At 72.5% G+C, this 25,652-nt stretch carries 22 protein-coding genes; 8 read left to right on the forward strand and 14 right to left on the reverse strand.

All coding sequences use genetic code 11. The features are described from left to right. Positions 1-262: 262 nt before the first annotated feature. The gene (locus tag AB0H12_RS35965; RefSeq protein ID WP_499628916.1) at positions 263-2,032 is read left to right on the forward strand and encodes a M14 family zinc carboxypeptidase; all 1,770 of its coding nucleotides are present in this window, start codon (positions 263-265) and stop codon (positions 2,030-2,032) included. 69 nt (positions 2,033-2,101) lie between these two features. Here the strand turns inward: AB0H12_RS35965 and AB0H12_RS35970 are convergent, their stop codons facing one another. Continuing rightward, entirely contained in the window at positions 2,102-2,476 is a 375-nt protein-coding gene (locus AB0H12_RS35970) for a hypothetical protein (RefSeq protein WP_499628918.1), read from the reverse strand. A gap of 398 nt (positions 2,477-2,874) precedes the next feature. Next, on the reverse strand, positions 2,875-4,497 hold the full coding sequence (locus tag AB0H12_RS35975; protein WP_499628919.1) for a glycosyl hydrolase family 18 protein: 1,623 nt from the start codon (positions 4,495-4,497) through the stop codon (positions 2,875-2,877). A 264-nt stretch (positions 4,498-4,761) separates the two neighbouring features. Here AB0H12_RS35975 and AB0H12_RS35980 point away from each other — a divergent pair, with 264 nt between their 5' ends. Next, positions 4,762-5,871 carry a serine hydrolase domain-containing protein gene (locus tag AB0H12_RS35980; protein WP_499628921.1) on the forward strand — a complete coding sequence of 370 codons (1,110 nt, stop codon included), beginning with the start codon at positions 4,762-4,764 and terminating at the stop codon, positions 5,869-5,871. An 80-nt stretch (positions 5,872-5,951) separates the two neighbouring features. Here the strand turns inward: AB0H12_RS35980 and AB0H12_RS35985 are convergent, their stop codons facing one another. Continuing rightward, a complete protein-coding gene (locus tag AB0H12_RS35985) occupies positions 5,952-7,706 on the reverse strand; it encodes a serine hydrolase (protein ID WP_499628923.1) in 1,755 nt (584 codons plus the stop codon). 141 nt (positions 7,707-7,847) lie between these two features. Here AB0H12_RS35985 and sigJ point away from each other — a divergent pair, with 141 nt between their 5' ends. After that, entirely contained in the window at positions 7,848-8,771 is a 924-nt protein-coding gene (gene sigJ / locus AB0H12_RS35990; protein ID WP_499628924.1) for an RNA polymerase sigma factor SigJ, read from the forward strand. Between the two features lie 82 nt (positions 8,772-8,853). Here the strand turns inward: sigJ and AB0H12_RS35995 are convergent, their stop codons facing one another. After that, the gene (locus tag AB0H12_RS35995) at positions 8,854-9,315 is read right to left on the reverse strand and encodes a heme-degrading domain-containing protein (protein WP_499628926.1); all 462 of its coding nucleotides are present in this window, start codon (positions 9,313-9,315) and stop codon (positions 8,854-8,856) included. After that, positions 9,312-10,331 carry a Gfo/Idh/MocA family protein gene (locus tag AB0H12_RS36000; RefSeq protein WP_499628928.1) on the reverse strand — a complete coding sequence of 340 codons (1,020 nt, stop codon included), beginning with the start codon at positions 10,329-10,331 and terminating at the stop codon, positions 9,312-9,314. The genes AB0H12_RS35995 and AB0H12_RS36000 overlap by 4 nt, the downstream gene beginning before the upstream one ends. Before the next feature lie 53 nt (positions 10,332-10,384). Between AB0H12_RS36000 and AB0H12_RS36005 the strand changes: the two genes are divergently transcribed. Both AB0H12_RS36005 and AB0H12_RS36010 read left to right on the forward strand, forming a co-directional pair. Beyond that, a complete protein-coding gene (locus tag AB0H12_RS36005) occupies positions 10,385-11,440 on the forward strand; it encodes an ROK family transcriptional regulator (protein WP_499628930.1) in 1,056 nt (351 codons plus the stop codon). A gap of 66 nt (positions 11,441-11,506) precedes the next feature. Beyond that, a complete protein-coding gene (locus AB0H12_RS36010; RefSeq protein WP_499628932.1) occupies positions 11,507-12,256 on the forward strand; it encodes a PP2C family protein-serine/threonine phosphatase in 750 nt (249 codons plus the stop codon). On the opposite strand, the gene AB0H12_RS36015 is transcribed toward AB0H12_RS36010, so the two are convergent. Next, positions 12,253-12,930, reverse strand: coding sequence for an ArsR/SmtB family transcription factor (locus AB0H12_RS36015; protein WP_499628933.1), 678 nt, complete (start codon positions 12,928-12,930; stop codon positions 12,253-12,255). The genes AB0H12_RS36010 and AB0H12_RS36015 overlap by 4 nt on opposite strands. Before the next feature lie 64 nt (positions 12,931-12,994). Between AB0H12_RS36015 and AB0H12_RS36020 the strand changes: the two genes are divergently transcribed. Beyond that, a complete protein-coding gene (locus AB0H12_RS36020; protein ID WP_499628935.1) occupies positions 12,995-14,281 on the forward strand; it encodes an isocitrate lyase/PEP mutase family protein in 1,287 nt (428 codons plus the stop codon). Positions 14,282-14,424: 143 nt separating this feature from the next. On the opposite strand, the gene AB0H12_RS36025 is transcribed toward AB0H12_RS36020, so the two are convergent. From AB0H12_RS36025 to AB0H12_RS36040, 4 genes are all read right to left on the reverse strand, one after another. Further along, positions 14,425-15,588 (reverse strand): alginate lyase family protein, encoded by a 1,164-nt coding sequence (locus AB0H12_RS36025; protein ID WP_499628937.1) that lies wholly within the window; start codon positions 15,586-15,588, stop codon positions 14,425-14,427. 43 nt (positions 15,589-15,631) lie between these two features. Next, positions 15,632-16,750 (reverse strand): MFS transporter, encoded by a 1,119-nt coding sequence (locus AB0H12_RS36030; RefSeq protein WP_499628939.1) that lies wholly within the window; start codon positions 16,748-16,750, stop codon positions 15,632-15,634. 111 nt (positions 16,751-16,861) lie between these two features. Further along, on the reverse strand, positions 16,862-18,157 hold the full coding sequence (locus AB0H12_RS36035) for a PepSY-associated TM helix domain-containing protein (protein ID WP_499628941.1): 1,296 nt from the start codon (positions 18,155-18,157) through the stop codon (positions 16,862-16,864). A 75-nt stretch (positions 18,158-18,232) separates the two neighbouring features. Next, entirely contained in the window at positions 18,233-18,754 is a 522-nt protein-coding gene (locus AB0H12_RS36040; RefSeq protein WP_499628943.1) for a hypothetical protein, read from the reverse strand. Between the two features lie 430 nt (positions 18,755-19,184). On the opposite strand from AB0H12_RS36040, the gene AB0H12_RS36045 reads away from it, so the two are divergent. Continuing rightward, positions 19,185-21,866 (forward strand): ATP-binding protein, encoded by a 2,682-nt coding sequence (locus AB0H12_RS36045; protein ID WP_499628945.1) that lies wholly within the window; start codon positions 19,185-19,187, stop codon positions 21,864-21,866. On the opposite strand, the gene AB0H12_RS36050 is transcribed toward AB0H12_RS36045, so the two are convergent. Both AB0H12_RS36050 and AB0H12_RS36055 read right to left on the reverse strand, forming a co-directional pair. Then, on the reverse strand, positions 21,783-22,334 hold the full coding sequence (locus AB0H12_RS36050; protein ID WP_499628947.1) for a DUF6328 family protein: 552 nt from the start codon (positions 22,332-22,334) through the stop codon (positions 21,783-21,785). The two genes, AB0H12_RS36045 and AB0H12_RS36050, sit on opposite strands and share 84 nt — an antisense overlap. 43 nt (positions 22,335-22,377) lie before the next feature. After that, entirely contained in the window at positions 22,378-23,154 is a 777-nt protein-coding gene (locus AB0H12_RS36055; RefSeq protein ID WP_499628949.1) for an NAD(P)H-binding protein, read from the reverse strand. Positions 23,155-23,215: 61 nt separating this feature from the next. Between AB0H12_RS36055 and AB0H12_RS36060 the strand changes: the two genes are divergently transcribed. Then, positions 23,216-23,884, forward strand: coding sequence for a helix-turn-helix domain-containing protein (locus AB0H12_RS36060; protein ID WP_499628951.1), 669 nt, complete (start codon positions 23,216-23,218; stop codon positions 23,882-23,884). On the opposite strand, the gene AB0H12_RS36065 is transcribed toward AB0H12_RS36060, so the two are convergent. Then, positions 23,881-24,399: a GNAT family N-acetyltransferase gene (locus AB0H12_RS36065; protein ID WP_499628953.1), complete on the reverse strand. Its 519-nt coding sequence runs from the start codon at positions 24,397-24,399 to the stop codon at positions 23,881-23,883. The genes AB0H12_RS36060 and AB0H12_RS36065 overlap by 4 nt on opposite strands. Positions 24,400-24,426: 27 nt before the next feature. Next, entirely contained in the window at positions 24,427-25,650 is a 1,224-nt protein-coding gene (locus tag AB0H12_RS36070) for an MFS transporter (protein ID WP_499628955.1), read from the reverse strand. Positions 25,651-25,652 lie beyond the last annotated feature (2 nt).

Genomic DNA, 25,652 nt, shown 5'->3' on the forward strand with positions numbered 1-25,652 from the left:
GGACCCCAAGCCCTTCATCTGGACCAAGGACGCGGACGAGATCCTCGACCGCCTCGCCTCATATCTTGATCGAATTCCTGGCGCAGGACACTAGTTCATCGTCCGTCACGACTCCTCCTCCATCCGGACCAAGCGCCGGGGTACCTCACCGGCATCGGTCAAAACCCCATGTCATCACGCTGAGCAATGGCCGATTGGCGGGTGTGCAAGGAGGTGGTCCGTCCCCCATCCTCCTGCTCAACCCTGCCTAGGAGGAACAACCGTGAAGTCGACCAGACGTTCACTGCTGACACTGGCCGTGGCCGGTGTCGCGGCGGCGGCGGTGGTCACCGGGGGCGTCCCCGGTACCGCCGGTCCCGCACCCGAGACCGCCGCCGTCCAAGCCGGTCCGACCTACGTCTACAAGGTCCACGCGCCGCTCGGCGCCGCCGCCCAGAACCTGCTCGGGCGCGGCTTCGACGTGCTGGAGGACCGTGACGGCGACTACCTGTTCGTGCTCGGTGACGCGAGCACCGGCGGCGGTCTCAAGCAGGCCGGTTTCGCCGCCGTGATCGACGAGGTGCTGCCCGCGCCCGAGTGGCAGCCGCCCGCGAAGAAGTCGCAGTCCCCGACGTTCGACGCCGCCGACATCAACGAGACCTACTACGGCGGCTACCGCACGATCAACGCGCACTGGTCGCACCTGGACCTGGTCGGGCAGCAGTACCCCGCGCTGACCACGTTGGTCGACTACGGCGACTCCTGGAAGAAGACGCAGGGCGCGGGCGGCTACGACCTGCGCGCCATCTGCATCACCAAGAAGAACGCGGGCGACTGCGCGCTGAACCCGTCCGCGCCGAAGCCCCGGTTCTTCGTGATGGGCCAGCTGCACGCCCGCGAGCTCACCACCGGTGACACGGCGTGGAAGTGGATCGACCACCTGACCACCGGTTACGGGGTCGACGCGGAGGTCACCGCGCTGCTCGACACCACCGAGGTGTGGGTCGTGCCGATCGCCAACCCGGACGGCGTGAACATCGTGCAGCAGGGCGGCAACTCGCCGCGCTACCAGCGCAAGAACGCCAACACCACGAACGGGTCGAACTGCTCCGGCACGTCGTCGTCGCAGATCGGCATCGACCTCAACCGCAACACCGACTCGCACTGGGGCGGCGCGGGCACGTCGTCCAACCCGTGCGACCAGACGTACAAGGGACCGTCGGCGAACTCCGAGGTGGAGACGAAGGCGTTGCAGGCGTTGTGGCGCAACCTGTACCGCGACCGCCGGGGCACCGGCACCACCGACGCCGCGCCCGCCGACACGACCGGTGTCGTGATCTCCATGCACAGCTACTCGAACCTGGTGCTGTTCCCGTGGGGCTGGACGACGCAGTACAAGACGGGCAACGACGCGCCGATGCGGGCCATGGCGAAGGACATGGCGACGTTGGCCGGCGGTTGGCAGTACGGGCAGCCGGGCGAGGTGCTCTACAACGCGGCCGGCGCGACGGACGACTGGGTGTACGACGACCTGGGCGTGGCGTCGTTCGTGTGGGAGATCGGGCCGTCGTCGGGGACGTGCTCCGGGTTCTTCCCGGCGTACTCGTGCCAGGCGTCGACGTTCTGGCCGAAGACGAAGCCGATGCTGATGTACGCGGCGAAGAAGGCGGCCAACCCGTACGGCGGCGGTGGCAACCCGCCGGTCGGGTGCGCCAAGGCGACCAACGACGCCGACGTCGCCATCCCGGACAACGGGCCGGCGGTCACCAGCACGATCACCATCGCCGACTGCGAGGGGACCGCTTCGGCGACGTCGCAGGTGGAGGTGCACATCGTGCACACCTACCGGGGTGACCTGGTGATCGACCTCGTCGCGCCGGACGGCACGGCGTACCGCCTGAAGGCGTCGAACAACGACTCGGGCGACAACATCGACACCACGTACACCGCGAACGTCTCGTCGGAGGCGCGCAACGGCGCGTGGCAGCTCCGGGTCCAGGACGTGTACTCGGCCGACACCGGGCGCATCAACTCCTGGAGCCTGACCGTCTAGCCGGCACTGCGGAGGACTCGCGCGAGCATCCGCGCGGGTCCTCCGCACGCCGCCGTGCCCGGCCGACGTTCACAGACCGGGGTTGATCGGGTCGTCGTCGCCGACCGACACCATGGTAAAAGTGCCGCGGTTGATGCGGACCAGCACCTGATTCGGGTCGCCCGGCTCGTCGGCCGGGCGCGGGGTGCAGAGGGCCATCAGGACCATGAGGTGATCGGCCAGGTCCTGGAACTGCTCCTCCGCGAACGGCTCGGCGAAGTTCGTCGGCCCGTGATCGAAGTAGTAGAGCGCCATCTGCTGCAGGCTGTACTCGCCGTAGCGGTTCAAGAACGGCTGCACGTTGTAGAACAACCGGCTGTCGGAACCGGACTCGGAGGTCAGGTCGTCCTCATCCCGCCACGCCGAGACGAGCGCTGAGACGAAGCTCTGCGCGAGCTCGACCATGCGGCCGTCCGGGACGGCGTCCCGTGGCTCTTTGCGGTGCCGGTAGTGGTACCTGGTGAAGAAGCGGATCAATGGTCCGCCCGCGCGGAGGATGACCGTGCCTCCATCCGCGGCGCGTCGGTGCGGGCCGTGTGCGCGCTAGGTGACGAGCGACATGACTTCGGTTCTCGTGACCGGCGGGACTGGGTTCACCGAGTCGCACTTCAAGTGGTGCCGGGTGCGAGAGCACTCCGCGGACGGCGTGGTGGCGCTGCGCTGAGCGTTGAACTCAGGGGCCCTGGACGTAGGACTCACGCGACGCGAACGCAGGACTCTCGCGGCCGGAAGGTAGGACACGCGGGTAGGCGAACGGGCCCTGCGGGAGGTGTCCGCAGGGCCCGTTCGCGTGGTGCAGGGGGTTACTTCAGGCCGTTGCCCATCGCGGTGACGAGCTCGCCGTTCGCGGTGTCGCCGTCGAGCGCCCAGAAGAACGCGCCGCCGAGACCCTGGTTCTTGGCGTAGGTCATCTTGCCGCCGATGGTGGACGGCGTGTCGTAGCTCCACCACTGGTTGCCGCAGTGCGCGTACGCCGTGCCCGCGATGGTGCCGGTGGCGGGGCACTTGGTCTTGAGGACCTTGTAGTCCTCGATGCCAGCCTCGTAGGTGCCCGGCGCCGCGCCGGTCGCCGTGCCGCCCGGCGCGGACTGCGTCACGCCCGTCCAGCCGCGACCGTAGAAGCCGATGCCCAGCAGCAGCTTGGCCGACGGCACGCCCTTGCCCTTGAGCTTCTGGATCGCCGCGTCGGAGTTGAACCCGGCGGTCGGGATGCCGGACCACGACGTCAGCGGCGAGTGCGGAGCCGTCGGGCCCTGCGCCGCCCACGCGCCGAAGTAGTCGTAGGTCATGACGTTGTACCAGTCGAGGTACTGCGCCGCGCCGCCGTAGTCGGCGGCGTCGATCTTGCCGCCGTTGGACCCGTCCGCCGTGATGGCGGCCGTGACGAGGTAGTTGGCGCCGAAGCGGGCGCGCAGGGCCTGGGAAACCGTCTTCATCGAGCTGAAGCCGGAGGTGTCGCAGGTCAGGCCGCAGGCGTTCGGGTACTCCCAGTCGATGTCGATGCCGTCGAACACGTCCGCCCAGCGCGGGTCCTCGACCAGCCGGTGGCACGACTCGGCGAACGCGGCCGGGTTCTGCGCCGCCTGGCCGAAGCCGCCCGACCAGGTCCAGCCGCCGAACGACCACAGCACCTTGATGTGCGGGTACATCTTCTTCAGCTTGCGCAGCTGGTTGAACGAGCCGCGCAGGGCGCCGGTGTCCCACGTGTCGGCGACACCGTCGACGGAGTTCGCCGCGGTGTAGGCCATGTCGTAGTCGGCGTAGGCGTCACCGATGGTGCACTGGCCGTTCTGCACGTTGCCGAACGCGTAGTTGATGTGCGTCAGCTTCGCGGCCGAGCCGGAGGTGTGGATGTTCTTCACGAAGTACTGGCGGCCGTAGACGCCCCACTGGGTGAAGTAGCCCAGGTTCTTCCGCGAGCCGACCGGCGGGTTCGACGTGGTCGTCGTCGGGCCCGTGGTGGTCGTCGTCGTGGTGGTGGTCGTGGTGGTCGTCGTGGTCGTCGTCGGGTTGGTCCCGCCGGCGTCGCACGACGCGCCGTTCAGCTTGCAGTTGGCCGGCCCGCTGAACGTGCCGGAGTAGGTCACGTTGAAGCCGAAGCTCACCGTGCCGCCGACGCCCACGCTGCCGTTCCACGTGTTCTTCACGGTCACGTGCTGGCCGCTGACGGTGTGCGAGCCGTCCCACACGGAGCTGACCTTGTGGCCGGCGGGCAGGTCGAACTCGACCGTCCAGGACGACAGGGCGGACGTCGAGCCGTTCTTGATCGTGTACTTGCCCTCGTAGCCGGTGCCCCAGTCCGAGCCCTTGCTGAAGGTGGCCGAGACGCCGCCCGCACCGCTGGCCGCGGGCGCGACGACCAGCCCCACCACCAACGTGGCGACCGCCACGAACAACGCTGTGACATGCCATCGGATCTTGGACATCGTGCTCCTTGTCAGGAAAGGAGTGCAGGGTTGACCCACGATGTGGTTCAGACCACTTCACGGTCAAGGTCTAGACCATTGGCGTCACTCGAACGGACTAGTGGTAAACCCTTCGGAACCGGTTCCGAAGACGCCCGACCACTAAGGGTGGACGAGCCTAAAGTCTGATCCCCTCCGAGACCGGGGGCCGACGCCGGGACGCCGCCGGACGGCCAGACTCGAACCCGCCGAAGGGGTCGGCGACGTGACCGAGGGAGGAACACGTTGACGGGCAAGAGGGGTATCGCGGTAGCCGCCGCAGTGGGGTTGGCGGTCGTGGGGGTCGGGGGGACGGCGTTGGCCGAGCCGTCGGGCGACCGGGGGACCAGGATCGACCGGCAGGTCGTCCAGCGCGCGGTGGGCGCCATGGCGCGCACCGGGGGTCAGGGGGTCCAGGTCCGCGTCAGCGACGGGCGGCAGCAGTTCACCGCGCGCGCCGGCACGGCGGAGGTCGACTCGCCGCGGCCGGTGCCGACCGACGGCCGGTTCCGGGTCGGCAGCATCACCAAGACGTTCGTGTCGACCGTGGTGCTCCAACTGGTCGGCGAGGGGGAGGTGGAGCTCGACGCGCCGGTGCAGCGGTACCTGCCCGGCCTGCTGCCGGACGGCGACCGGATCACCGTGCGGCACCTGCTGCAGCACACCAGCGGGCTCTACAACTACACGGCCGCGCTGCCGCTCGGCCCGGACGGCGTGCTGTCCATCCGGTACAAGACGTGGGCGCCGACCGAGCTGGTCGCCCTGTCCACGGCGCAGCCGCTGGACTTCCAGCCCGGCACCGGCTGGAAGTACTCGAACACCAACTACGTCGTCGCCGGGATGCTGGTGGAGAAGGTCACCGGCCGGCCGTACGGTGCGGCGGTGGAGCAGCGCGTGCTGCGCCCGCTGGGCCTGCGGTCGACCTCCGTGCCCGGCGCCCGCACCGCCATCCCCGGCCCGCACGCGCACGGCTACATCACGGCCGGCGGGCAGGTCGTCGACATCACCGAGTTCAACCCGTCGGTGGCGTACGCGGCGGGCGAGATGATCTCCACGACGGCGGACCTCGACCGGTTCCTGGACGCGCTGCTGGACGGCCGCCTGCTGCGGCCGGCGCAGCAGGCGGAGCTGACCTCGACGCTGCCGACCTCCAACGGCTACGGGTTGGGCATCGAGAAGACGGACCTGCCGTGCGGCGTGGCGGTCTGGGGCCACGGCGGCGGCATCCCCGGCTACTCGAGCCTGACGATCAGCACGCCGGACACGAAGACCCGGCTGACGGCGTCGCTGACCTCGGCTCCGGACCCGGGCCAGGTCGAGGGTTACGAGGAGCTGTTGAACGAGGTGTTCTGCTGACGACGTCGACCACGCGGACGACGCCGACGCGCTGAAGCGGTGGGGGCGACCGGGACCGGACGCCCCCACCGCCGGACGGCTCAGGCCCGCCACTGCTCCGCGGGCGCGACGCCCGGCAGCGGCTTGCCGATGAGGGCGAGGGGGATGAAGAAGCAGACCTGGCCGATCGCCACGGTCAACGTGGCCAGCGCCTTGTCGTCGTAGTGGGTGGACGCCAGGGCGTACAGCTCGTCGGTGACGCGCTCGCCGTGCGGGTTGGGGGTGAGCACGGCGTCGACGAGTGCCAGCGCGGCCCGTTCGGCGGCGGTGAAGTGGGGCGCGTCGTGCCAGGAAGCGACGGCGGTGATGCGCTCCTCCGACTCGCCGGCCCTGCGGAGGTTGCCGGTGTGCAGGGTGGTCAGGTAGGTGCTGCCGACGATCTGCCCCGCGCGCAGGTGCGCCAGGCTGACGGTGGTCTGCGGGATCGAGCCGTTGCCCACGGCCTGGAACAGGGTTCCGGCGACCTGCGCGAACTCGGGGATGAGCACGGCGGGGTCGGGCAGACGCGACTGGAGGGCGTCCGGGGTGGCGGTCATCGTGGACCTGTCCTTTCGGGATTTCGTTGCTGTCACCGCACTGACGCGTCGCGAGGCGCGGATGTGACCGTCGGCTCCCGAGGGATCCGCGGTCCGGTCGGGAACGTGTCGGCGAGCAGTGACCGCGCGGTGGACCGCGGCGGCCAGCCGGTCGTGCTCGGGGTAGGACCAGTTGAAGGAGAAGCGGCGGCGGGTGTAGCCGAAGGCGATGCCGCAGAGGGGGTCGGCGAACGACTCCGCGCCCGCGGACCCGTTGTGGCCGAACGCGTTCGCGCTCAGGAACGGGTAGCGCAGGCCTTTCGCCTGGAACCCGAGGGCGTACTGGCCCGCCTCGCCGGTGACGAGGTCGCGACCCGTGGAGTGGAGAACGGCGAACTCGCCGAGCGTGTCCGGCTCGAGCAGCGGCGCCCGGCCGTCCAGGCCGAACACCGCCGCCGCGTACATCCCGGCCAACCCGCGGGCGTTGCCGACGCCACCGGCGGACGCCTGGCCGAGCGCGCGCACCCGCCGGGTGTTGAGGAAGGCCACCTGGTCCAACGGCGGGGTGGAGTTCAGGCCGTAGCCGATGCCGGTGAGGCTGTGCGGTCCCGGGACGTCCGCCCAGAACGCGGCGAGCTCCTCCGGGCTCGCCGACCCCGGCCGCACCTCCCGGAACCGGTCCTCCAGCGCCTCCGGCAGCCCCAGGTGCAGGTCCAACCCGAAGGGCGCCCGCACCCGCTCCTCGAACTGCGCCTGGAGCGACCGGCCCGTGGCCCGGCGGACGACCTCGCCCACGATCGCGAACGTCACGAACCCGCCGTAGCCGTAGGCCGAGCCGGGCCGCCAGCACGGCCGCTGCCCGGCCAGTCGCCGGGCGATCAGCTCGTCGTCCGCGAGTTCGTCGGCGGTGAGGCCGCCGTCGACGCCGATCACGCCGGAGCGGTGCGTGAGCACGTCCCGCAGCGTTATCCGGCCCTTGCCCGCGGCGGCGAACTCCGGCCAGTGGTGCGCGACGGGCTGGTCCAGCTCCAGCGCGCCGTCCTGCACGAGCAGCGCCACCGCCAACGTCGCGGCGCCCTTGGTCGCGGAGTAGACCCCGGTCAGGGTGTCGCCGGTCACCGCGTCGCCGTCGTCGTCACCGGACCACAGGTCGACCACCAGGCGACCGTGCGCGTAGACCGCCAACTGGGCGCCGGACCCCGGGCCGACCGCGTCGGCGAACTCCTCGCGCACGGCCTCGAAACCCTCGGCTACCGTGCCCCGTACCTCGATGTCCCTCATCGTCCGGTCCGCTCCGATCGTCGTGTCACCGCTTCGTCGCGGCCATGACGCGCGGCCGGCCGGGAACGTGACCGGATCCCGCCGGTCACATCGCGGGCGTCCCGTTCGTCATCGGTTCGACCGCCGACACGAGAGGTGACCATGAACGACAGCGACTTCCTGGCCCGGCGCTTCGAGGAGCACCGCGGGCACCTGAAGGCGGTGGCCTACCGGATGCTCGGTTCCCTGACCGAGGCCGACGACGCCGTCCAGGAGGCCTGGCTGCGGCTGGCCCGCTCCGAGGCGGAGGACATCGACAACCTCGGCGGCTGGCTGACCACGGTCGTCGGCCGGGTCTGCCTCGACCTGCTGCGCTCACGCCGGCAGCGCCGCGAGGACCCGCTCGACGACCGCCTGCCCGACCCGGTCGTCACCGACGAGGTCGCCGACCCCGAGCACCAGGTGCTGGTGGCCGACTCGGTGGGCCTGGCGCTGCTGGTGGTGCTGGAATCGCTCAACCCCGCCGAACGGCTGGCGTTCGTCCTGCACGACCTGTTCGGCCTGCCGTTCGAGGAGATCGCCCCGATCCTGGACCGCACGCCGGTCGCGGCCAGGAAGCTGGCCAGCCGGGCCCGGCAACGGGTCCAGGGCGCGGCGCCCGCGCCGGACCCCGACCCGGCCGCCCAACGCCGCGTCGTCGACGCCTTCCTGGCCGCCGCGCGCGGTGGCGACCTCACGGCCCTGCTGGCCGTCCTGGACCCCGCCGTCACGCTGCGCGCCGACGGCGGCAAGGCGCTCGCCGGCATGCGGGTCCTGCACGGCGCCGAGGCCGTGGCCGGGCAGCTCGACACGTTCCACCGCATGGCCACCCTCGCGACCGCGCGTCCCGCGCTGGTCAACGGCACGGCCGGACTGGTCAACACCATCGACGGCGAGCTGTTCTCGATCATGGCGTTCACCGTCGCCGACGGGCGGATCGTCGAGATCGACATCCTGTCCGACCCCGACCGGCTGGCCGGCTTCGACCTCGACGGCTTCGGTCCCGACGACCTCGACGGCACGGACCGCGACGGCACGGGGCGCTGACGCCCGACGGCCCGCCCGGGGGCAGGACGGGCCGTCGGGTGGGGAAGAGCGCGGCGGCCGGGCGGCGCCGCCGAGCCCGGGTCTAGGCGGTGGCCAGGAACTTCTCCACCTGCTCCACGACGAACGCGTGGTCCTCGGCCTGGGGCAGGCCGGACACGCCGACGGTGCCGACCAGGCCGACGCCGGCCACGTTCACCGGGAACACGCCGCCGTGCGCGGCGTAGCGGTCGGGGTCGAGCCGCGAGTCCGCCTCGAACGTCTTGCCGCTCGCCCGGAAGCTCTCACCGACCCGGTAGGAGCTCTGCCCGTAGCGGTCCACCACGCGGCTCTTGCGGTCGATCCACTCGTCGTTGTCCGCCGACGTGCCCGGCAGCGCCGCGTGGAACAGCCGCTGCCGCCCCCGGCGCACCGAGATCGTCACCGGCAGCGATCGCTCCCGCGCGGCGGCCAGCAGGAACGCGCCCAGCGCGAGCGCCACCTCGTTGTCGAACGACGTGAACACCAGCCGGGACTCCTGCTCGACCAACGTCTCCAGCAAGCTCACAGCGACACCACCTGTCCGGTCCGGGCGGAGGCGAACGCCGCCTCGATCACGTCCAGCGCGCGCACGGCGGACGCCGGCTCGACCGGCAGCGGGCCGCCGTCGGTCAGCGCGGCCACCAGCAGCCGGTAGAACTCGGAGTAGGCGCCGGGCAGGCCGACGACCTCCTCCACGTCGTCCAGCACCCCCAACCGGCCATTTGTCGACAAATTGTCAAATGGCTTGCCGGTGTCCAGGGCCTCCTCCTGGCGGTCGAGGCCGTGCGAGACGTACGCGCCGGTCGAGCCCAGCACGCGGAACCGCGGCCCGTGGTCCGGCGCGGCGGAACTCGCCCAAAGGTGTGAACGCACCCCGTTCGCGTGCGTCAGCGCCACGAACACGTCGTCGTCCACCTCGACGCCGGGCCGCCGCAGGTCCAGTTCCGCGTACACGGTCGACACCGGGCCGAACAGCTCCAACGCCTGGTCGACCAGGTGCGCGCCGAGGTCGTACAGCAGCCCGCCGGCCTCCTCCGGCGCGCCGAACTCGCGCCAGTTGTCCCACACCTCCGGCGCCCACCGCTCGAACCGCGACTCGAACCGCGTCACCTCGCCCAGCGCGCCCTCGGCCAGCAGCGACCGGAGCGTGCGGAAGTCGCTGTCCCACCGCCGGTTCTGGAACACCGTCACCGGCACGTCCCGGTCCTCCGCCGCCTGGAGCACCTGGCGCGCGTCCGCCGAGGTCGGCGCGAACGGCTTGTCCACCACGACCGGGATGCCCGCCTCGATCGCCGCCAACGCCAGCGGCACGTGGGTCCGGTTCGGGGTGGCGACCACGACCAGGTCCAGCTCGAGCGCGAACAGCTCCTCGACCGTGCCCGGCAGCGCGACGCCGGGGTAGGTGGCCCCGACGTGCGCCCGGCGGGTGGCGTCCGAGGTGACGACGGCGCTCAGCTCCAGGCCGGGCGTCGCCGCGATGAGCGGTGCGTGGAACACGCGGCCGGCGATGCCGTAGCCGAGCAGTCCGGTGCGGAGAGGCATGGCAGTGATTAAAGCAACGGTGTGTAGTAAAAGCCAGGTGCGATGATGGACCCGTGGCCAACTTGCGCTTCCTGCGGGGGTACAACGACGCGGTGGTGCTCGGGTTGGCCAGATCCGGCGCCGTGACCAGGGTGGAGCTGGCCGACCGCAGCGGGCTCACGCCGCAGGCGGTGTCCAAAGTGGTGAGCAGGCTCATCGACGACGGCCTGCTGGTCGAGTCCGGCACCCGGAACGTGGGCGTCGGCAAGCCGCGCACCCTGCTCAAGCTCGTCGCCGACAGCAGGCTCGCGCTCGGCGCGCAGGTCGAGCGCGACGAGCTGCGCGTCGTGCTGACCGACCTCGCGGGCACCGTGCTCGACCGCGCGGTCGCGCCGCTGCCGCGCGACTTCGACCCGCCGACGTTCGTGGCGGAACTGCACCGGCTGGTCGACGGCCTGCGCAGCGACCGGCTCCGCAGCGACCGGCTCCTCGGGGTGGGCATCGGGTTCGTCGGCCCGCTGGACCACCGCACGGGCGTGGTGCACTACCCGACCGGCCTGTCCGAGTGGCAGGACGTGCCGCTGCGCGCGTTGGCCGAACGGCGGCTCGGCCTGCCGGTCGTGCTCGACAAGGACACCAACACGGCGGTCGTGGCCGAGGCGTGGCGGCGCGGCGAGGAGCTGCGGGACGCCGTGCTCGTGCTCGTCGGCACGGGTCTGGGCATCGGCATGCTCCTCGACGGCCGCGTGCACCGGGGCGTGCGCACCAACGCGGGGGAGTACGGGCACACCACCATCCAGCTCGACGGCCCGCCGTGCGTGTGCGGGCGCAGCGGGTGCATCGAGGCGCTGCACAACCTCGCCGCCGCCCGGGGCGACCTGGTCGAGGCCACGTCCGTCGTCGGCGTCGCGGTGGCCGACCTCGTGCAGCTCCTGGACATCGACCACGTGGTGCTGGCCGGTCGCGCGGTGCTCGCCGAACCCGCCGCCTACCTGGACGGCGTGCGCGCCAGGCTGCCCAAGGACGAGTGGTTGCCGGTGGACGTGTCGATCACCCCGTTGGGTGATGACGTGGTCGCGGCGGGGGCGGCGATGCTCCTGCTGAGCGAGTTCTACGGCCGTCCCCGCTGACCGGAGCCGGCCGAATTGGGACATGCCCTGCTCACGGGCACCCGTGCGGGTGATTCACTGTGCGGCATGTATGCGCTCCGGTACGCCGTCGGCACCGACCCCGGCCTGCGCCGTGAAGCGAACGAAGACTCCGTGTACTTCAGCGAACGCCTGTTCGCCGTCGCCGACGGCATGGGCGGGCACGCGTACGGCGAAGTGGCGAGTTCGATCGCGGTGGCGGTGCTGGCCGACCTCGACGTCGACGCCGACGACCCACTCGGCGAGCTGGCCGGCGCGGCGCGGGAGATCGCGATCCGGCTGACCGACCTGGCCGAGGAGAACTTCGACATGCGCGGCATGGGCACCACGCTCACCGCGCTGCTGTGGGACGGCGAGCGGTTCGCGGTCGGGCACATCGGCGACTCGCGCTGCTACGTCGTCCGCGAGGGCGAGCTGACCCAGGTCACCCGCGACCACACCATGGTCCAGGCGCTGGTGGACGACGGGCGGATGGCCGCCGAGCAGGCCGCCGAGCACCCCGGCCGGTCCATGCTGATGCGCGCGTTGCAGGCGGGCAGCGCGCACGACCCGGACCTGTTCTTCCAGGACGTCGAGGCGGGCGACCGGTACCTGATCTGCTCGGACGGGCTGTCGGACGTGGTGGGTCCGGCGGAGATCGCCGAACTGCTGACCGCGTCCGCGGACGGTGACGAGGTCGTGCGGACGCTCATCGAGGCGGCCAACGCGCGCGGCGGGCCGGACAACATCACCTGCGTCGTGGTGGACGTGCTGCCGGCGGGCAACTCGTCGTGGCTGCCGACGTGGCTGACGCGCTAGGGGGCTGAGACGCCGAGGAGGTCGCGCAGCGCCGTTACCCCCGTGGGCGTGAGGCGCACGGCGCGACTCGTGCCGATGCCGCGCACCCAGTCCCGGGCGTGCAGGTGGGCGCACACGTGCGCGCCCGCCGTGCCGGCGAGGTGGGAGCGGCGCTCGGTCCAGTCCAGGCACGCCTTGGCCAGCGGGCGGCGGGTGGCCGGCGGGGTGAACGCGAGTTCGTCCTTGAGCCACGTGAGGCCGTCGTCGGTGAGGGCGAGGTCGTCGGTGAGCAGGCCGCGGGCCGTCATGGCGTCGGTGATGGCCACGCCGAGGCGTCCGGCCAGGTGGTCGTAGCACGTCCGGCCGCGGCGCAGCGCCTGGTTGGCGGTGGACGCGCGGAGCGTGCGCGCCGGCGGGTCGGTGGGACCCAGGTAGGCGAGCAGGTCCTCGAGCAGCCTGGCCTGCTTCGGGCCGGCCAGCTGGACGTAGCGGTGGCGGCCCTGGCGGCGTTCGGCCAGGAGACCGGCTCGGACCAGGCGCGTCAGGTGCTCGCTGGCCGTGGACGGCGCCACGTCGGCGGCCTCGGCCAGTTCACCGGACGTCCAGGCCCGACCGTCCATCAGCGCGAGCAGGAAGCGGGCGCGGCTGCGGTCGGCCAGCAGCGCGGCCAGGTTCGCCAGTTCGTCTGCGGCCATGGGGCCATTGTGCGCTCGTGACGGTTCGGCGCCGGCCGAAGTGATGGCGGCTTACGTTGGCGGCATGAACGAGCTGTGGGATTCGTCTTACGTGGTTCCGCCCGTGCCCGCGGCGGCGGCCGGGGTGGCTTGGCTGCGGTCGTCGGTGGCGCGGTTCAGCGAGGGTGACGACCACGTGCGGCGGCGGGCGTCGGTGGAGCGGGTGCTGTCCACTGTGGATCCCGGGGCGTTGCGGCGGCCGGGTGAGCCGGTGGCGGTGCTGGCGGAGGCGTTGGGGCTGCCCCGGTCCGTCGCGTCGGACGTCGCGGTGGTGGCGTCGTGCTACCAGCCGCACGTCGACGTGACCGGTGAGGCCGACGAGGCGGTGGCGCGGTTGGTCGCGGCGTGCGGTGGGGCGTGGGACGAGGAGACGGCGAACCTGATCGGGGTGCTGGTGCAGGCGTCCGGCGCGACCCGGGCGTTGATCGCGGGGGTCGAGCCGCCGGTGCCGGTGACGCGGCGGGTCGCGCCGGACGGTTCGGTGGTGGAGGTGGACCTGCGCGAGGCGTGGTTCGGGGGTGGGCGGCACGGGTGCCCGGGGCGGGCGCACGCATTGGCGCTGGTGGAGGGTGCGCGGGCGTTCCACCGGATGCACGACGAGTTCCTGGTGCTGCCGAACGCGTGGGACTTCGCGTCGGCGGCGGCTTTCGTGCGGGCCGGTTTCGGGGCGGTGGGCACGACGAGCCTGGGGGTGGCGGTGGCGCACGGGCTGCCGGACGCGGCGGGGGTGGCGCGGGCGGAGACGGTGGCGTTGGCGCGGCTGCTCGTGCGGCTGCCCGTGCCGGTGACGGTGGACGTGGAGGCGGGGTTCGGGGGTGACGTGCGCGCGTTGGCGGCGGAGCTGTGGGAGATCGGTGTCGCGGGCGTGAACGTGGAGGACGGGCGCGGGACGGGCTTGGCGGACCCGGCCGACCACGCGCGGATCGTGCGCGCGTTCAAGGAGACCGCGCCGGGCCTGTTCGTCAACGCCCGCGTGGACACGCACTGGCTGGGCGTCGACCGTGCGTCGACCCTGACCCGCGCGCGGACCTACGTCGACGCCGGCGCCGACGGCGTCTTCATCCCGGGTCTCGCCGAGGAGTCCGGGATCGCCGCCGCCGTCACCGCGCTCGACGTTCCCCTGAACACCCTGCCGTCACTGCCCACCGACACCCTCCGCGACCTGGGCGTCCGCCGCGTGAGCACGGGCTCGCTCCCGTTCCGCGCCGCCCTGGCCGCAGCCGTCGACACCGCCCGCGCCGTGCGCTCCGGCACCCCCACCCCCGCCGACCTCCCCACCTACCCCGAAACCACCTCCCTCTCAACCCCGTGAGTCCTACGTTCACAGCGCGAGAGTCCTACGTTCACGCACGCTGAGTTCAACGCTCGGACCGACCGCCCGGTATGCCGAGTGTTGAACTCAGGTGCTCTGAACGTAGGACTCTCGCGCCTGAACGTAGGACTCTCGCGAGGGGGTTAAGAGGGGTTGGTGGCGTGGGTCAGGGTTTCCCAGGCGACGAACAGGCGGTCGGTGGAGGCGGGGCGTTGGCGTTCGGTCAGGGTCTGGGTGTTGGTCATGGCGATGCCCAGGCGGGTGTGCAGGGCGTTGAACGCCACCTCGGTCGTCGGGCCCAGGGATTGATTGCGGGTGCCGCCGCACAGCCAGGACGGCATCGGCTCCAGCTGGTACCGGGAGTGCAGGCCGTAGGCGTGACGCAGGCGTTCACGGACTTCCGACCACAGGTCCTGGCCCTGGTGGTGGGCGGTCTCGGCGATGTGCGCGGCGGCGGCCAGGCCGAAGCCGGTGTGCGCGAAGTCGCGGCACGTCTCCTGCGACAGCCCGTTCACGAACGTGGTCTGCCCGTGCCAGTACGAGACGATCTCGTCACGCGTGTCGATGCCACTGCCCGGCGGCGTGCGCGGCAGCGCTCCGTCGGTGGTCAGGTAGACGTACGCGGGCATCCGGGTCCGGAAGATCGACACGGCCTCGTCGTACACCGCCCGGTCCTCCAGGAACACCGAGATCCCGAGCGTCGCCTCCATCATGGACAGTTCCCAGTTGCCGTTCGTCTTCGCCCGACCGTCGACGATCTCCGGCAGGTAGACCTCGCGCAGCATGGTCGCGAACCGGCCCGAGTTCGGCCATTTCCCGTGCACGTGCTTGATGATCTCCGCCGCACGCGGCCACGACGAGCCCGCCCACGCGGTCTGCAGCGGCGCGTTGCTGTTGGTGTGATCACGGATCGTCGCCGACCACGCGTCCATGATCTCGATCGCCTTCGCCGCGTAACGGCTGTCCCGCGTCACGTACCACGCCAACGCCGTCGTGTACGCGGCCAACGCGTCCTCACGCTCGTCCGTGCACCCGTAGTTGGGGTTGGAGTACGACCCGCACTCCACCACCGCACGCGGTTTCGGCACACGTGACAGCGAGGCGAACGGGTGCGCCACCATCTGGTCGAACGCACCGCGCCACGGCTGCGCGCCCGCGTTCACCTTGGCCCGCACGAAGTCCAGCTGTCCCTTGCTCACCAACACCCCGGGGTGGGTGAACGTGGCGGGCGCCGCCGGGGACTGCGCGGGCGCCACCACCAAGCCGACCGCCACCAACGCGGCGGTGAAGAGCGATTTGCCGACCATGACCCCGAGCTTGTGTGGTCTGGACCACATTCGTCAACACCGTTCACGGTGGTGAAACGGCCACGCCGTCCGCTTCCGGCCGGGTGCGCGACCGGCCGTGACGCGCCCGGCCGGAAAGCGGCAGCAACAACGCCGGCACGAGCACCACGACCGCCACCGCGACCACGCCGCCGAACACCCAAGCCCCGTACACGGCGAACGAGAACACCTCGCTGCCCAGCCCCGCCACCGAGGTCACGGTCGCCCGCGCGTCACCGGTGATCCGCGACTGCAACCGCGCCTCCGCGCTCACCCACACCAGCCGGTACACCCCGTAGTACACCGCCAGACCCGCCAGCCCGAACGGGTGCGCGACCACGCCCAGCACACCCAACAACACCGCCGCACCGCCCAGCAGGACGCCCGACGGCAGCCGCGTCCCGCCCAACGCCGCCCCCGCCGCACCGGCCAACGGGATCGCCAACGTCGCCAGCGGCGCCAACGCGACCGGCACGCCCCAGTCCGCCGCGACCAGCGGGAAGTACTCCTCGAACGCGTCCAGGGCCGCCAACACCGCCACCACCAGCACGGCGAGCCGCACGTCCACCGCCCGCACGGTCTCCGCCAGCCCGGACCGCAACACGGCCAGGTAGCCGGAGGGTTCCGGTCGCGGCGTCTCCGGCAGCCGGGTCGCCACCAGCGCCGCGCCGAGGCACGTCGCCACGCTCACCCACCCGACGAGCGCGAACCCGCCCGCCGAGAACAGCACCACGGCCAGCAGCGCGGCCGGGATCTGCGCCAGCAAGCCGACCGCCGTGACGCGGCCGAGCACCCGCCCGAAGTGCGACGACGCACCGACCGCCGCCAACCCGTCGTGCAGCAGCGCTTCCAGCGCGCCGGACGACATCGCCCCGCCCACGCCCCACAGCACGAATCCCACGGCGAATCCGCTGAACCCGGGCAGCACGGTCCACAACGCGTAGCCGGCCGCCTGGCACACGCCGGCGCCGACGATCGACCACTTCCGCGAGAACCGGTCCGCGAACGCGCCGAACGGGACCTCCGCCACGACCGCGACCGTCGACCAGATCGCGAACAACGCGGAGACCTCGGCGTCCGACAACCCGGTGGACACGAACAGCAGCGCGTACAGCGGGTAGATCGGCACGGTGTCGGCCGGCACCGCCCAACCCACCGCGAGGCGGGCCAGCGGCCGAGCCGGGGGCGGTACGGGGCGTCAACCGAAGCGCATGGCTGGAGGCTAACCCGCTCCCGGCTCGGCCGTCGCGCCGTTTTACCCGGCCACCGGCGACGATTCCGGAGCCGGCTCACCGGACTTCCGACGCCGCGACCGCACAGCCGCCACGGCGTCGATCGCCAGGAACGCCAGCAGGCTCAGCCCGAGCAGCGGGATGAACCAGCCGACGGCGGCGGCCACCACCAGCACGGCCACGAGCTGCGCCCGCGGCACCTTCCGCCACTGCCCGCGCGGCACCGGCCGGCCGAAGCCGACGGTCGGCCGGCGCAGCCACCAGATCCGGTAGCCCAGGACCACCAACGCCACCAGGCCGAGCCCGACGGCCAGCAGCAGGAGCTGGTTGGGCCAGCCGAACAGCACGCCCATGTGCAGGTCGATGCCCCACCGGGTCAGCTTCGCCGCCAACGGGTAGTCGGCGAAGCGCACCTGGTCCACCACCTGCCCGCCGGAGACGGCGACCGCGTCCACCTGCGTGGGCCAGGCGCGGTCGATCTCGGTGACGTTCCACGCCATGCCCGCCATCGGCGGCACGGTGATCTCGATGAGCCCCGCGTCGATGCCCGCCGAACGGGCGTGGGTCAGCACCGAGTCGACCTCGCCGGGCATCACCGGGATCGGGTTGGACATGTCGTGCCCGGCGTGGTCGCCGCCGCCCTCCAGCGCCGGCGTGGTCCAGTCGAGCGCCTGGCGCACGGCGGCGACGTTCTCACCGGCGTAGGCCGACCACGTCAACCCGGTCGCGGACAGGAACAGCGCGCCCACCAGCACGGAGAGGCCGACGGTGGCGTGCTTGCGCGTGGTCGGCTTCGTGCGCTGGGTCCGACGGCGGCTGAACCACAGGAGAACGCCGCCCAGTGCCACGACCCACAGCCAGGACGCGGCCAGCTCGCTGTAGAGCCGACCGGGTTCGCCGAGCAGCAGGTTGCGGTGGATCTGGTCGATGGTGGTGCGCAGCGGCAGCACGCCGCTGGTGCCGTAGGTCATCAGCTCGCCGACCACGGCGCCGTCGGCGGGGTTCACGAACACGGTCGGCCGCGCGTCGCCGTCGGACGCGAACAGCACGCGGGTCGTCGCGCCGGGCTCGGGCGCGGGGCGGATGGCGACCAGCTCGTCGTCCGGCCGCGTGGCCACCGCCGCCTTCACCTGCTGCGACAACGGCACGGACGACGACGACTCGGGCACGCGGAGCTGGTCGGAGTAGAGCCACGACTCCAACTGCGGTGTCGCGGCGTACAGCACGCCGGTGAGGGCGGCGATCAACACGAACGGGCCGACGAGCACGCCCGCGTAGAAGTGGAAGCGCAGCACGAGGCCGCGCCAGGACTCGGTCATGGCGGGAACTCCTGGGTATGGGGGGATGCCACCGGTCCCGCGAGGCGGGACGGTGGTTGGGGGAAGTGCGGATACCTAGGAGTGGGGCGGGCCGCGACGGGGCAGCGTGCGGCGGCGCAGCACCTCGGACAGGGGCTGCTGCGGGTGCGCGGCGATCGGGATGCGCAGCGGCGCGAACGCGGGCGGCGCGCCCAGCCTGCGCGGCAGCACGGCCGCGATGGCGGCGGCCAGCCGGAACACGGCCCGCTCGAAGCCCGCCAGGGCCGCGACGACGATCGCCGTGGCGACGAGGTGGGCCAGCAGCATCGACGGCGACGGGAGCACCTCGCGCGGGTGCCGCGAGAGCACGGCCAGGAACACGTGCGCCGCCACCTGGACCACGCCGACCAGGCCGAGGAGTTCGGTGAACCCGAGTTGCCGGTCGGTCAGCGGCACGCACGTCCACGCGATGGCCAGCGCGAACACCAGCACGTGCGGCAGGGACGGCAGGTGGCCGCCGCCGCTCGCGTGGGCGAGCACGGCCAGCAGCCCGGTGGACAGCCCGACCGCGCCGCAGCGCATCGCGCGCGCGATGCCTCGGGTCGGTGCCGGTGCCACGCTTCCGCAGCGTAGTGGCCTCGTCCAGGGCGGAAGAAGGACTGATGTCCGGCGCGGCGACGACGGGCTCGCCGGACTCCGTTGTCCGGGCGACCCCTATTCGTCGTTATCCGCACCGGTCGGGTGGAATGTTCCCCATTCGGGTGGAATATCGCCGGTCAGTTGTAGGGCATTCCGCCGAACGGGCTGGTGGAGAGATCCGCGGCAGTCGTGAAGACGGCGACCAGCAGGGCGGCGATGAGCACTCGGGCGATTCGCATGCGTTCTCCAGTCGACGGGGACGGGGGAATTCCGGCGATTACCGTGGCAGCAGTCGGAGGGACGCGGAGCGGAATCGGCGTGAACAAACGGCTAACTGGTTGACGATCAGGTTAATTGGCAAACAATGTAACATCTTGTTAACCTGCCGTTTGCACCGTATTCTCACGGTGTGCGTGCCGTCACCCTGCGTCTCGCCGGCCGCGAGCGCGAACTCGGCCGCCTCTCGGCGCTGGTGGACGACCTGGCCCAGGGGCGGGGCACCGCGCTGCTCGTCGAGGGCGAGCCGGGCATCGGCAAGACGGCGCTGGTCCGCGCGGCGTGCGAGGTCGCGGCGGCCCGCGGCTTCCGGGTGTGCCGGGGCGCGGGCGACGAGCTCGGCCGCGCCCTCCCGCTGTTACCCCTGCTGGACGCGCTCGCCGTGGCCCGGTCGGAGAGCGCCGCGGTCACCGCCGAACGCCTGCTGGCGCGCGTGGACGACCTCTGCGCGATCGGCCCGGTGGTGCTGGTGCTGGACGACTTGCAGTGGGCGGACGAGGCGAGCGTCGCGGTGTGGCGGCGGCTGGCGGGCCTCGTGCCGCAACTGCCGCTGCTGCTGATCGGCGTGCTGCGGCCGTTGCCCCGCCGCGACGACGTGGCCGCGCTGCGCAAGGGCGTGACCCGGCTGCCGCTGCCGCGCCTCGCGCCGGCCGACGTGGTGGAGCTGACCGGCCGGCTGGTCGGCGGCACGCCCGACGAGGCGTTGGCGCGGCTGGCCGAGGACGCCGGCGGCAACCCGCTCTACCTGGTCGAACTGGTCGAGGCTCTGGTGCGCGGGTCCGCGATCCAGGTCGACGCCACGGGCACGGCCCGGTTGGTGGACGCGGGCGTGCCGCCGTCGCTGTCGGCGGCCATCGCGGACCGGATCGGGTTCCTCGGCGCGGACGTGCGGCGGGTGCTCGTGGCCGCCGCGCTGCTCGGCGTCGACTTCCCGGTCGCCGACCTGGCCGCCGTGCTCGGCGTGCGCGTGGTCGAGCTGCTGCCCGCGTTGCAGGAGGCGACCGTGGCGGGCGTGCTGGTGGACGGCACGGCCGGCCTGTCGTTCCGGCACCCGCTGGTGCGCACCGCGCTGTACGACGAGGTGCCCGAGGCGGCCCGGGGCGCGTGGCACACCGAGGCGGCACGGGCGCTGGCCGACACCGGCGCGGGCGTGGACCGGGTGACCCGGCAGCTGCTCGCCGCCGACGACCGGCTGCCCGACTGGGTGGCGGACTGGCTGGTCGTGCACGGCTCGATGCTCGTCGCGCACGCGCCCGAAGCCGCCGTAGACCTGTTCAGCCGGGTCGTGGTCGCGCCGAACACCGGCGTCCGGCGCGGCGTGCTGCTGGCGCACCTGGCCGAGGCGCGGTTCCGGCTGGGCGACCACCACGGCGCGGAAGCCGTCGCGCTGGCCGGGCTGGAGCACGGGACGCTCGTCGACCTGCACTGGACGTTGGCGCAGTGCCGCAGCATGACCGGGCGTTCGGCGGAGACGTTGCTGGAGGTCGAGCGCGCCCTCGCGGCGCCGGACGTCACCGCGTCGGACCGGACGCGGCTGCTCGTGCTGGCCGCCCGCGCGCACTGGGACATCGGGCGGCTGGACGACGCCGAACGTCTCGCGCAGGCCGCGCTGGTCGGTGGTGACCGGTGGGCCACGAGCTGGGCGCTGCACGTGCGCACGATCGTGGCGATGGCGCGCGGCCGGATGACCGAGGCGCTGCCGCTGTTCGACCGGGCGCTGGCGGTGGCCATGGGCGAGCCGGCGACGTCGGACCTGCGGCTGCTGCTCCAGATCAACCAGGCCGTGACGTTGGGCGAGCTGGACCGGGGCGCGGAGGCGATCGCGTCCGCTCAGGTGGTCCGGCACGCGGCCGACCAGGTCGGCAACCTCGTGCGGCTCGGGCAGGCGCAGAGCGCGCTGGGCCAGCTGCTGCTGGACGCCGGCCGGTGGGACGAGGCGCTGGTCGACGTCGACCTGCTGGCCGACGACCTGAAGCACCCGATGGTGTCGCGGTGCGACCACGGCGTGGCGGCGTTGATCCACCTGCACCGCGGTGACGCGGCGGGGGCGCGGCGGCACCTCGACGCGGCGGGCACCGGACTGGAAGGGCACGTGATCGGGCCGTTGGCGCTGGCCGTGAGCCTGTCGCTGGAGCAGGCCGGCCGGGTGCGCGAGGCGTGGTCGGTGCTGACCGGGTGGAACGGCGCGGAGGACCTGCTGCCGGACTTCGTGCGGCTGGCCGTCGAGCTGGGCGAGGACGCCTCCGCCGCGGTCGCGCACGCCGAGTCGCTGGCCGCCGAGCCGTCGACCGCGGAACCGGCCGTGCCGCACCGCCGGGCGTCCGCCGCCTACTGCCGGGCGCTGGTGTCCGCCGACCCGGTCGGGCTGCTGCACGCGGCCGAGGAGTACCGGGTGGCGGGCCGGCCGCTGTTCCGGGCCAAGGCGCTGTCGGCGGCGGCGGAGCTGTTCGCGTCGGCGGGCGATCGGACGTCGGCGCGGGCGGCGTTGAGCCACGCCGTGGACGTGCACGCGGAGCTGGGCGCGGACTGGGACTCGACCCGGCTGCTGGCCCGGTTGCGCGACCACGGCATCCGGCGCGGCCCGCACGCCAAGCACCGGCGGGCCACGCACGGGTGGGAGAGCCTGACGCCGATGGAGCTGAAGGTCACCGAGCTGGTCGTGTCCGGGTTGTCGAACCGGCAGATCGGGGAACGGCTGTTCCTGTCCGGCCGCACGGTGGCCACGCATGTGTCACACGTGCTCGCGAAGCTCGGGGTGCGGTCGCGCACCGACATCGCCCGCGAGGGCATCCGTCGCCTCGGCGCGTCGGGCTAGTCGGTAGCGCAACGGCAGCAGGTACCACCAGAAGCTGAACCAGGCGACGATGCCCGCGGTGATCCACACGGCCGGCCACCGGCCGAGGACCACGTCGAGGATCAGCAGCAACGCGGCGGCGAGCGCGAGCTTGAGCAGCACCAGCCCCGCCAGCAGGAGGTGGCTCGACGTGCGCACGAGCTGCGTCTTGAGCCGGCGGCGGAACACCAGGCGGTGGAACGGCGCGGGCGCGATCAGCAGCGCGGTCGACGTCGCGCCGAGCACGAGGCTCAGCACGTAGACGTCGAGCTGGAAGGTGTTGAGGCTGCCGAACCTCGGCGTGAACGCCAACGTGAGCAGGAACGCCAACAGCAGCTGGACACCGGTCTGCGCGACCCGCATCTCCTGCAGGATCTCGCCGTAGTTCCGGTCGATCCGCTGGGCGGGGCTCTCGTCGCGGACGGGGGTGTTCCACTTGTCGTCGTTCATGGGTCCACTGTGTCCCCGCGCGGTTGCGAAGACATCGGTCGGCCTACGTAGACGCGAGCCCCGGGAAGTTGTCGCGTGCCCAGGTGGCGTAAGCGGTCGCCGGGCGTCCGAGCACCTCGGCCACGTCGTCGGTCAGGAACGAGCCCTCGCCGGTGAGCGCCGCCCGCAGACCTTCCGCGTACTCCGGCGGCAGCGCCGTCAACGGCAGGTCCACGGTGGACAGCGTGCGGCCGAGGACCTCGGACAGCACGGCCACCTGGTCGGGCACGCTCAGCAGTTCCGGCCCGGTGAGCGTGTACGTGCGGCCGTGGTGGTCGTCGTCGAGCAGGGCGCGCACCGCCGCCTCCGCCAGGTCGCGAGGGTCCACGACGCCGAACTCCGTCGTGCCCATCGGGTTCGGGATCGGCTCGCCCGAGGCGACGTGCGGCGCCCACTGCAGCGAGTTCGTCGCGAACATGCTCGGCCGCAGCAGCGTCCACACCGGGAACGCGCGGGCCGCCTCCTCGCCGGGACGGTGCCACTCGCCGACCGGGCCGACCGGGATCGAGGACAGCTTCACCACCTTCCGCACGCCCGCGCGCCTCGCCGCGTCGAGCACGGCCGAGTCGTAGGACGGCAGGTCGGAGGTGCCCGGGCCGAGCAGGAACACCGCGTCCACGCCCTCCATCGCCCGGTCGAGGGACGCGGGTTCCGCGTGGTCCCCGCGCACCTGGTTGCCGGACGGCGTTCGTGACAGGGCGCGGAACGCGGTCCCGCGGTCGGTGAGGAGGCGGACGACTTCACGGCCGGTGGTGCCGGTGGCACCCGTGATCAGCAACATGGGACGAGTCTCGGCGTCCGGGGTCGGGAACGTCTTGGACGTTCCGGCGGTTGTCGTGTGCGTGGAGCGACGTTTGCGGCCGTGGGTCGCCGGTATCGGCACCCAGTCGTTCGGTGGCGGGAAGTTCGTGCACGCGCCGGACACGGCCACCACGCTGGTGCTGTGCACGGCGTCGGCCGGCGCGTTCGTGGTCGGTCCGCGCGACCGGGCGCGCTACGTGACCGGGCGGGAGGGCGCGCGGCGGACCGTCGTGCGGTTGACGCCAGGTCGGGCGCAGGCGGTGCTGGACGTGCCGGTGGACGGGCTGGCCGGTCGGGTCGTGCCGCTGAGCGAACTGTGGGGCCGGCCGGTGGGCGACGAGGCCGCGTTGCGGTCGGCGCTGCTGAGCCGGGTCGAGTCGACCGACCCGGAGCGGTCGGACCTGGTGCACGCGGCGGCGCGGCTGCTGCGGACGCGGGGCGTGGCGGAGACGGCACGGGCGCTGGACGTCAGCGAACGGCACCTGCGCACGTTGTTCACCAGGGCGGTCGGGCTGTCGCCCAAGCAGTACGCGCGGGTCGACCGGGTGCGGCGGGTGGTCGCCCGGGGCGAGCGCGGCGGGTGGGCGCGGCTGGCGGCGGAGCTGGGCTACTACGACCAGGCCCACCTGAGCCGGGAGTTCCGGGCCACGATGGGCGTGCCGCCCGGCGCGTACGTGGCGGGGAACCTGCCCGAGGCGACCTACTGCTAGACGTCCTGCTGGAGGTCGCGGGCGAAGAACAGCGCGACCTCGCCGCCGGCGGGCGTGCCCCGGTAGAACGTGGTGTCCAGGCCGCACAGCGCGAACCCCAGCCGTCGGTAGGCGCGCACGGCGGGCACGTTCACCGACGACGTCTCCAGCCACGCGGTCAGCGCGCCGTGCTCGCGGCCGTGGGCGCAGGCGTGCTCCACCAGCGCCCGGCCGATGCCGCGCCCCCGGTGTCCCGGCGCGACGGTGACCTGCCGGATCACCAGCCGCCGGTGCCACTCCTCCAGGTCGACGGTGACGAACCCGCGCACGCGCGGCCCGTCGGCGGCGACGAACACCGTGCCGTCCGGGTCGTCGTCGGGCGGGAAGACCTTGTGCAGCGGTGGGTCCACCGGGGTGGGGCGCAGCGTGAAACCCTCCGGCGCGGCCACGACTTCGAGCACGGTGTCGGTGGTGAACGAGTCGTCCAGCGCGGCGACCTGGTCGAGGTCGGCGGCCTTGGCGGTGCGCAGCTCCACCGCGTCCACCGTACAGCCGGCGCGGCGCTACAGCCGGGCGCGGCGCACGGCGGAGGACGTGATCCAGGCGGCCGTGCCGACCAGGCCCACCACGGCGGTCCACAGCGCCGGCCGGTTGCCGAGCACGTCGGCCAGCACGCCTCCGACCAGCGCGCCGAACACGATCATGGCCCGGTTGACCGACCGCATGGTGGCGTTCATCCGGCCCATGAGCCGGTCGGGCGTGATCGACTGCCGGTAGGCCATCTCCACCGGGGCGTCCAGGATGGCGGACAGGAAGAACACGAACTGCGCCGCGCACAGCAGCACGAACCCGGTCGTGCTCGACGTGGCCAACGGGGCCAGCGCGTAGCCGACCGGGGTGAGCCAGCGGGCAGCCACGATCACCGGGCCGACGCCGAACCGCCGTCCCACCCGCCCGGACAGCGACGCGCCGACCAGCCCGCCCACACCGCCCACCGCGAACGTCACGCCGTACAGGAACGCGTCGAAGCGCAACTCGTCGAGCACCAGCATCGTGTAGGCGGCGCCGGCCGTGGAGATGAACAGGAACCAGGCGTGCGACCCGATGGCGAGCGGGCGGAGCACCTCGTGCCGGTAGACCCACCGCAGGCCTTCCCGCACCTCCCCGCGCAGGTCGCGCTCCGGCGGCGCCTCGACCGGCCGTTCCGGCGTGCGCAGGGTGGCCAGCACCAGGCCCGACACCAGGTACGAGACGGCGTCGACCAGCACGGCGAGCGGTCCGCCGATGAGCTTCACCAACCCGCCCGCGACGAGCGGCCCGACGGCCTGGGCGCCGGCCCGGGTCTGCTCCAGGCGGGCGTTGGCCTCGGTGAGGAGTTCGGTCGGCACGAGCAGCGGCAGGAACGACTGGTGCGCCGCGTCGTAGAACAGGGACAACGTCCCGAACACCACCATCAGCCCGATCAGCGACGGCATGCCGAGCGTGCCGGTGAAGGCGGCCAGCGGGATCAGCGCCAGCACGGCGGCGCGGGCCAGGTCCGTGCCGATCAGCACCGGCCGACGTCGACACCGGTCCACCAGCGCGCCCGCGACCAGCCCGAGCAGCAGGTACGGCAGCCAGCGCGCGGCTTCGAGCATCCCCGCCTCGGTGGCGGACGCGCCCAGCGTCAGCACCGCTACGGCTCTCAGCGCCAAGGTGGTGATCGCCGTGCCGACCAACGACACCGCGTCCGCGGCCCAGAAGCGGACGAACTCCTTGTGGTGCAGCAGTTTCGCGTCGCCGCTCATGC

The sequence above is a fragment of the Actinosynnema sp. NPDC023794 genome, from assembly GCF_040639675.1.
GTDB classification, from domain to species: domain Bacteria; phylum Actinomycetota; class Actinomycetes; order Mycobacteriales; family Pseudonocardiaceae; genus Actinosynnema; species Actinosynnema luteola.

Bases quoted from the DNA above. Each gene is read 5' to 3' on its own strand.
- AB0H12_RS35970 (WP_499628918.1), bottom strand. From the start codon at position 2,476: ATGGTCGAGCTCGCGCAGAGCTTCGTCTCAGCGCTCGTCTCGGCGTGG.
- AB0H12_RS35975 (WP_499628919.1), bottom strand. From the start codon at position 4,497: ATGTCCAAGATCCGATGGCATGTCACAGCGTTGTTCGTGGCGGTCGCC.
- AB0H12_RS35985 (WP_499628923.1), bottom strand. From the start codon at position 7,706: ATGAGGGACATCGAGGTACGGGGCACGGTAGCCGAGGGTTTCGAGGCC.
- sigJ (WP_499628924.1), top strand. From the start codon at position 7,848: ATGAACGACAGCGACTTCCTGGCCCGGCGCTTCGAGGAGCACCGCGGG.
- AB0H12_RS36000 (WP_499628928.1), bottom strand. From the start codon at position 10,331: ATGCCTCTCCGCACCGGACTGCTCGGCTACGGCATCGCCGGCCGCGTG.
- AB0H12_RS36010 (WP_499628932.1), top strand. From the start codon at position 11,507: ATGTATGCGCTCCGGTACGCCGTCGGCACCGACCCCGGCCTGCGCCGT.
- AB0H12_RS36015 (WP_499628933.1), bottom strand. From the start codon at position 12,930: ATGGCCGCAGACGAACTGGCGAACCTGGCCGCGCTGCTGGCCGACCGC.
- AB0H12_RS36020 (WP_499628935.1), top strand. From the start codon at position 12,995: ATGAACGAGCTGTGGGATTCGTCTTACGTGGTTCCGCCCGTGCCCGCG.
- AB0H12_RS36025 (WP_499628937.1), bottom strand. From the start codon at position 15,588: ATGGTCGGCAAATCGCTCTTCACCGCCGCGTTGGTGGCGGTCGGCTTG.
- AB0H12_RS36035 (WP_499628941.1), bottom strand. From the start codon at position 18,157: ATGACCGAGTCCTGGCGCGGCCTCGTGCTGCGCTTCCACTTCTACGCG.
- AB0H12_RS36050 (WP_499628947.1), bottom strand. From the start codon at position 22,334: ATGAACGACGACAAGTGGAACACCCCCGTCCGCGACGAGAGCCCCGCC.
- AB0H12_RS36055 (WP_499628949.1), bottom strand. From the start codon at position 23,154: ATGTTGCTGATCACGGGTGCCACCGGCACCACCGGCCGTGAAGTCGTC.
- AB0H12_RS36070 (WP_499628955.1), bottom strand. From the start codon at position 25,650: ATGAGCGGCGACGCGAAACTGCTGCACCACAAGGAGTTCGTCCGCTTC.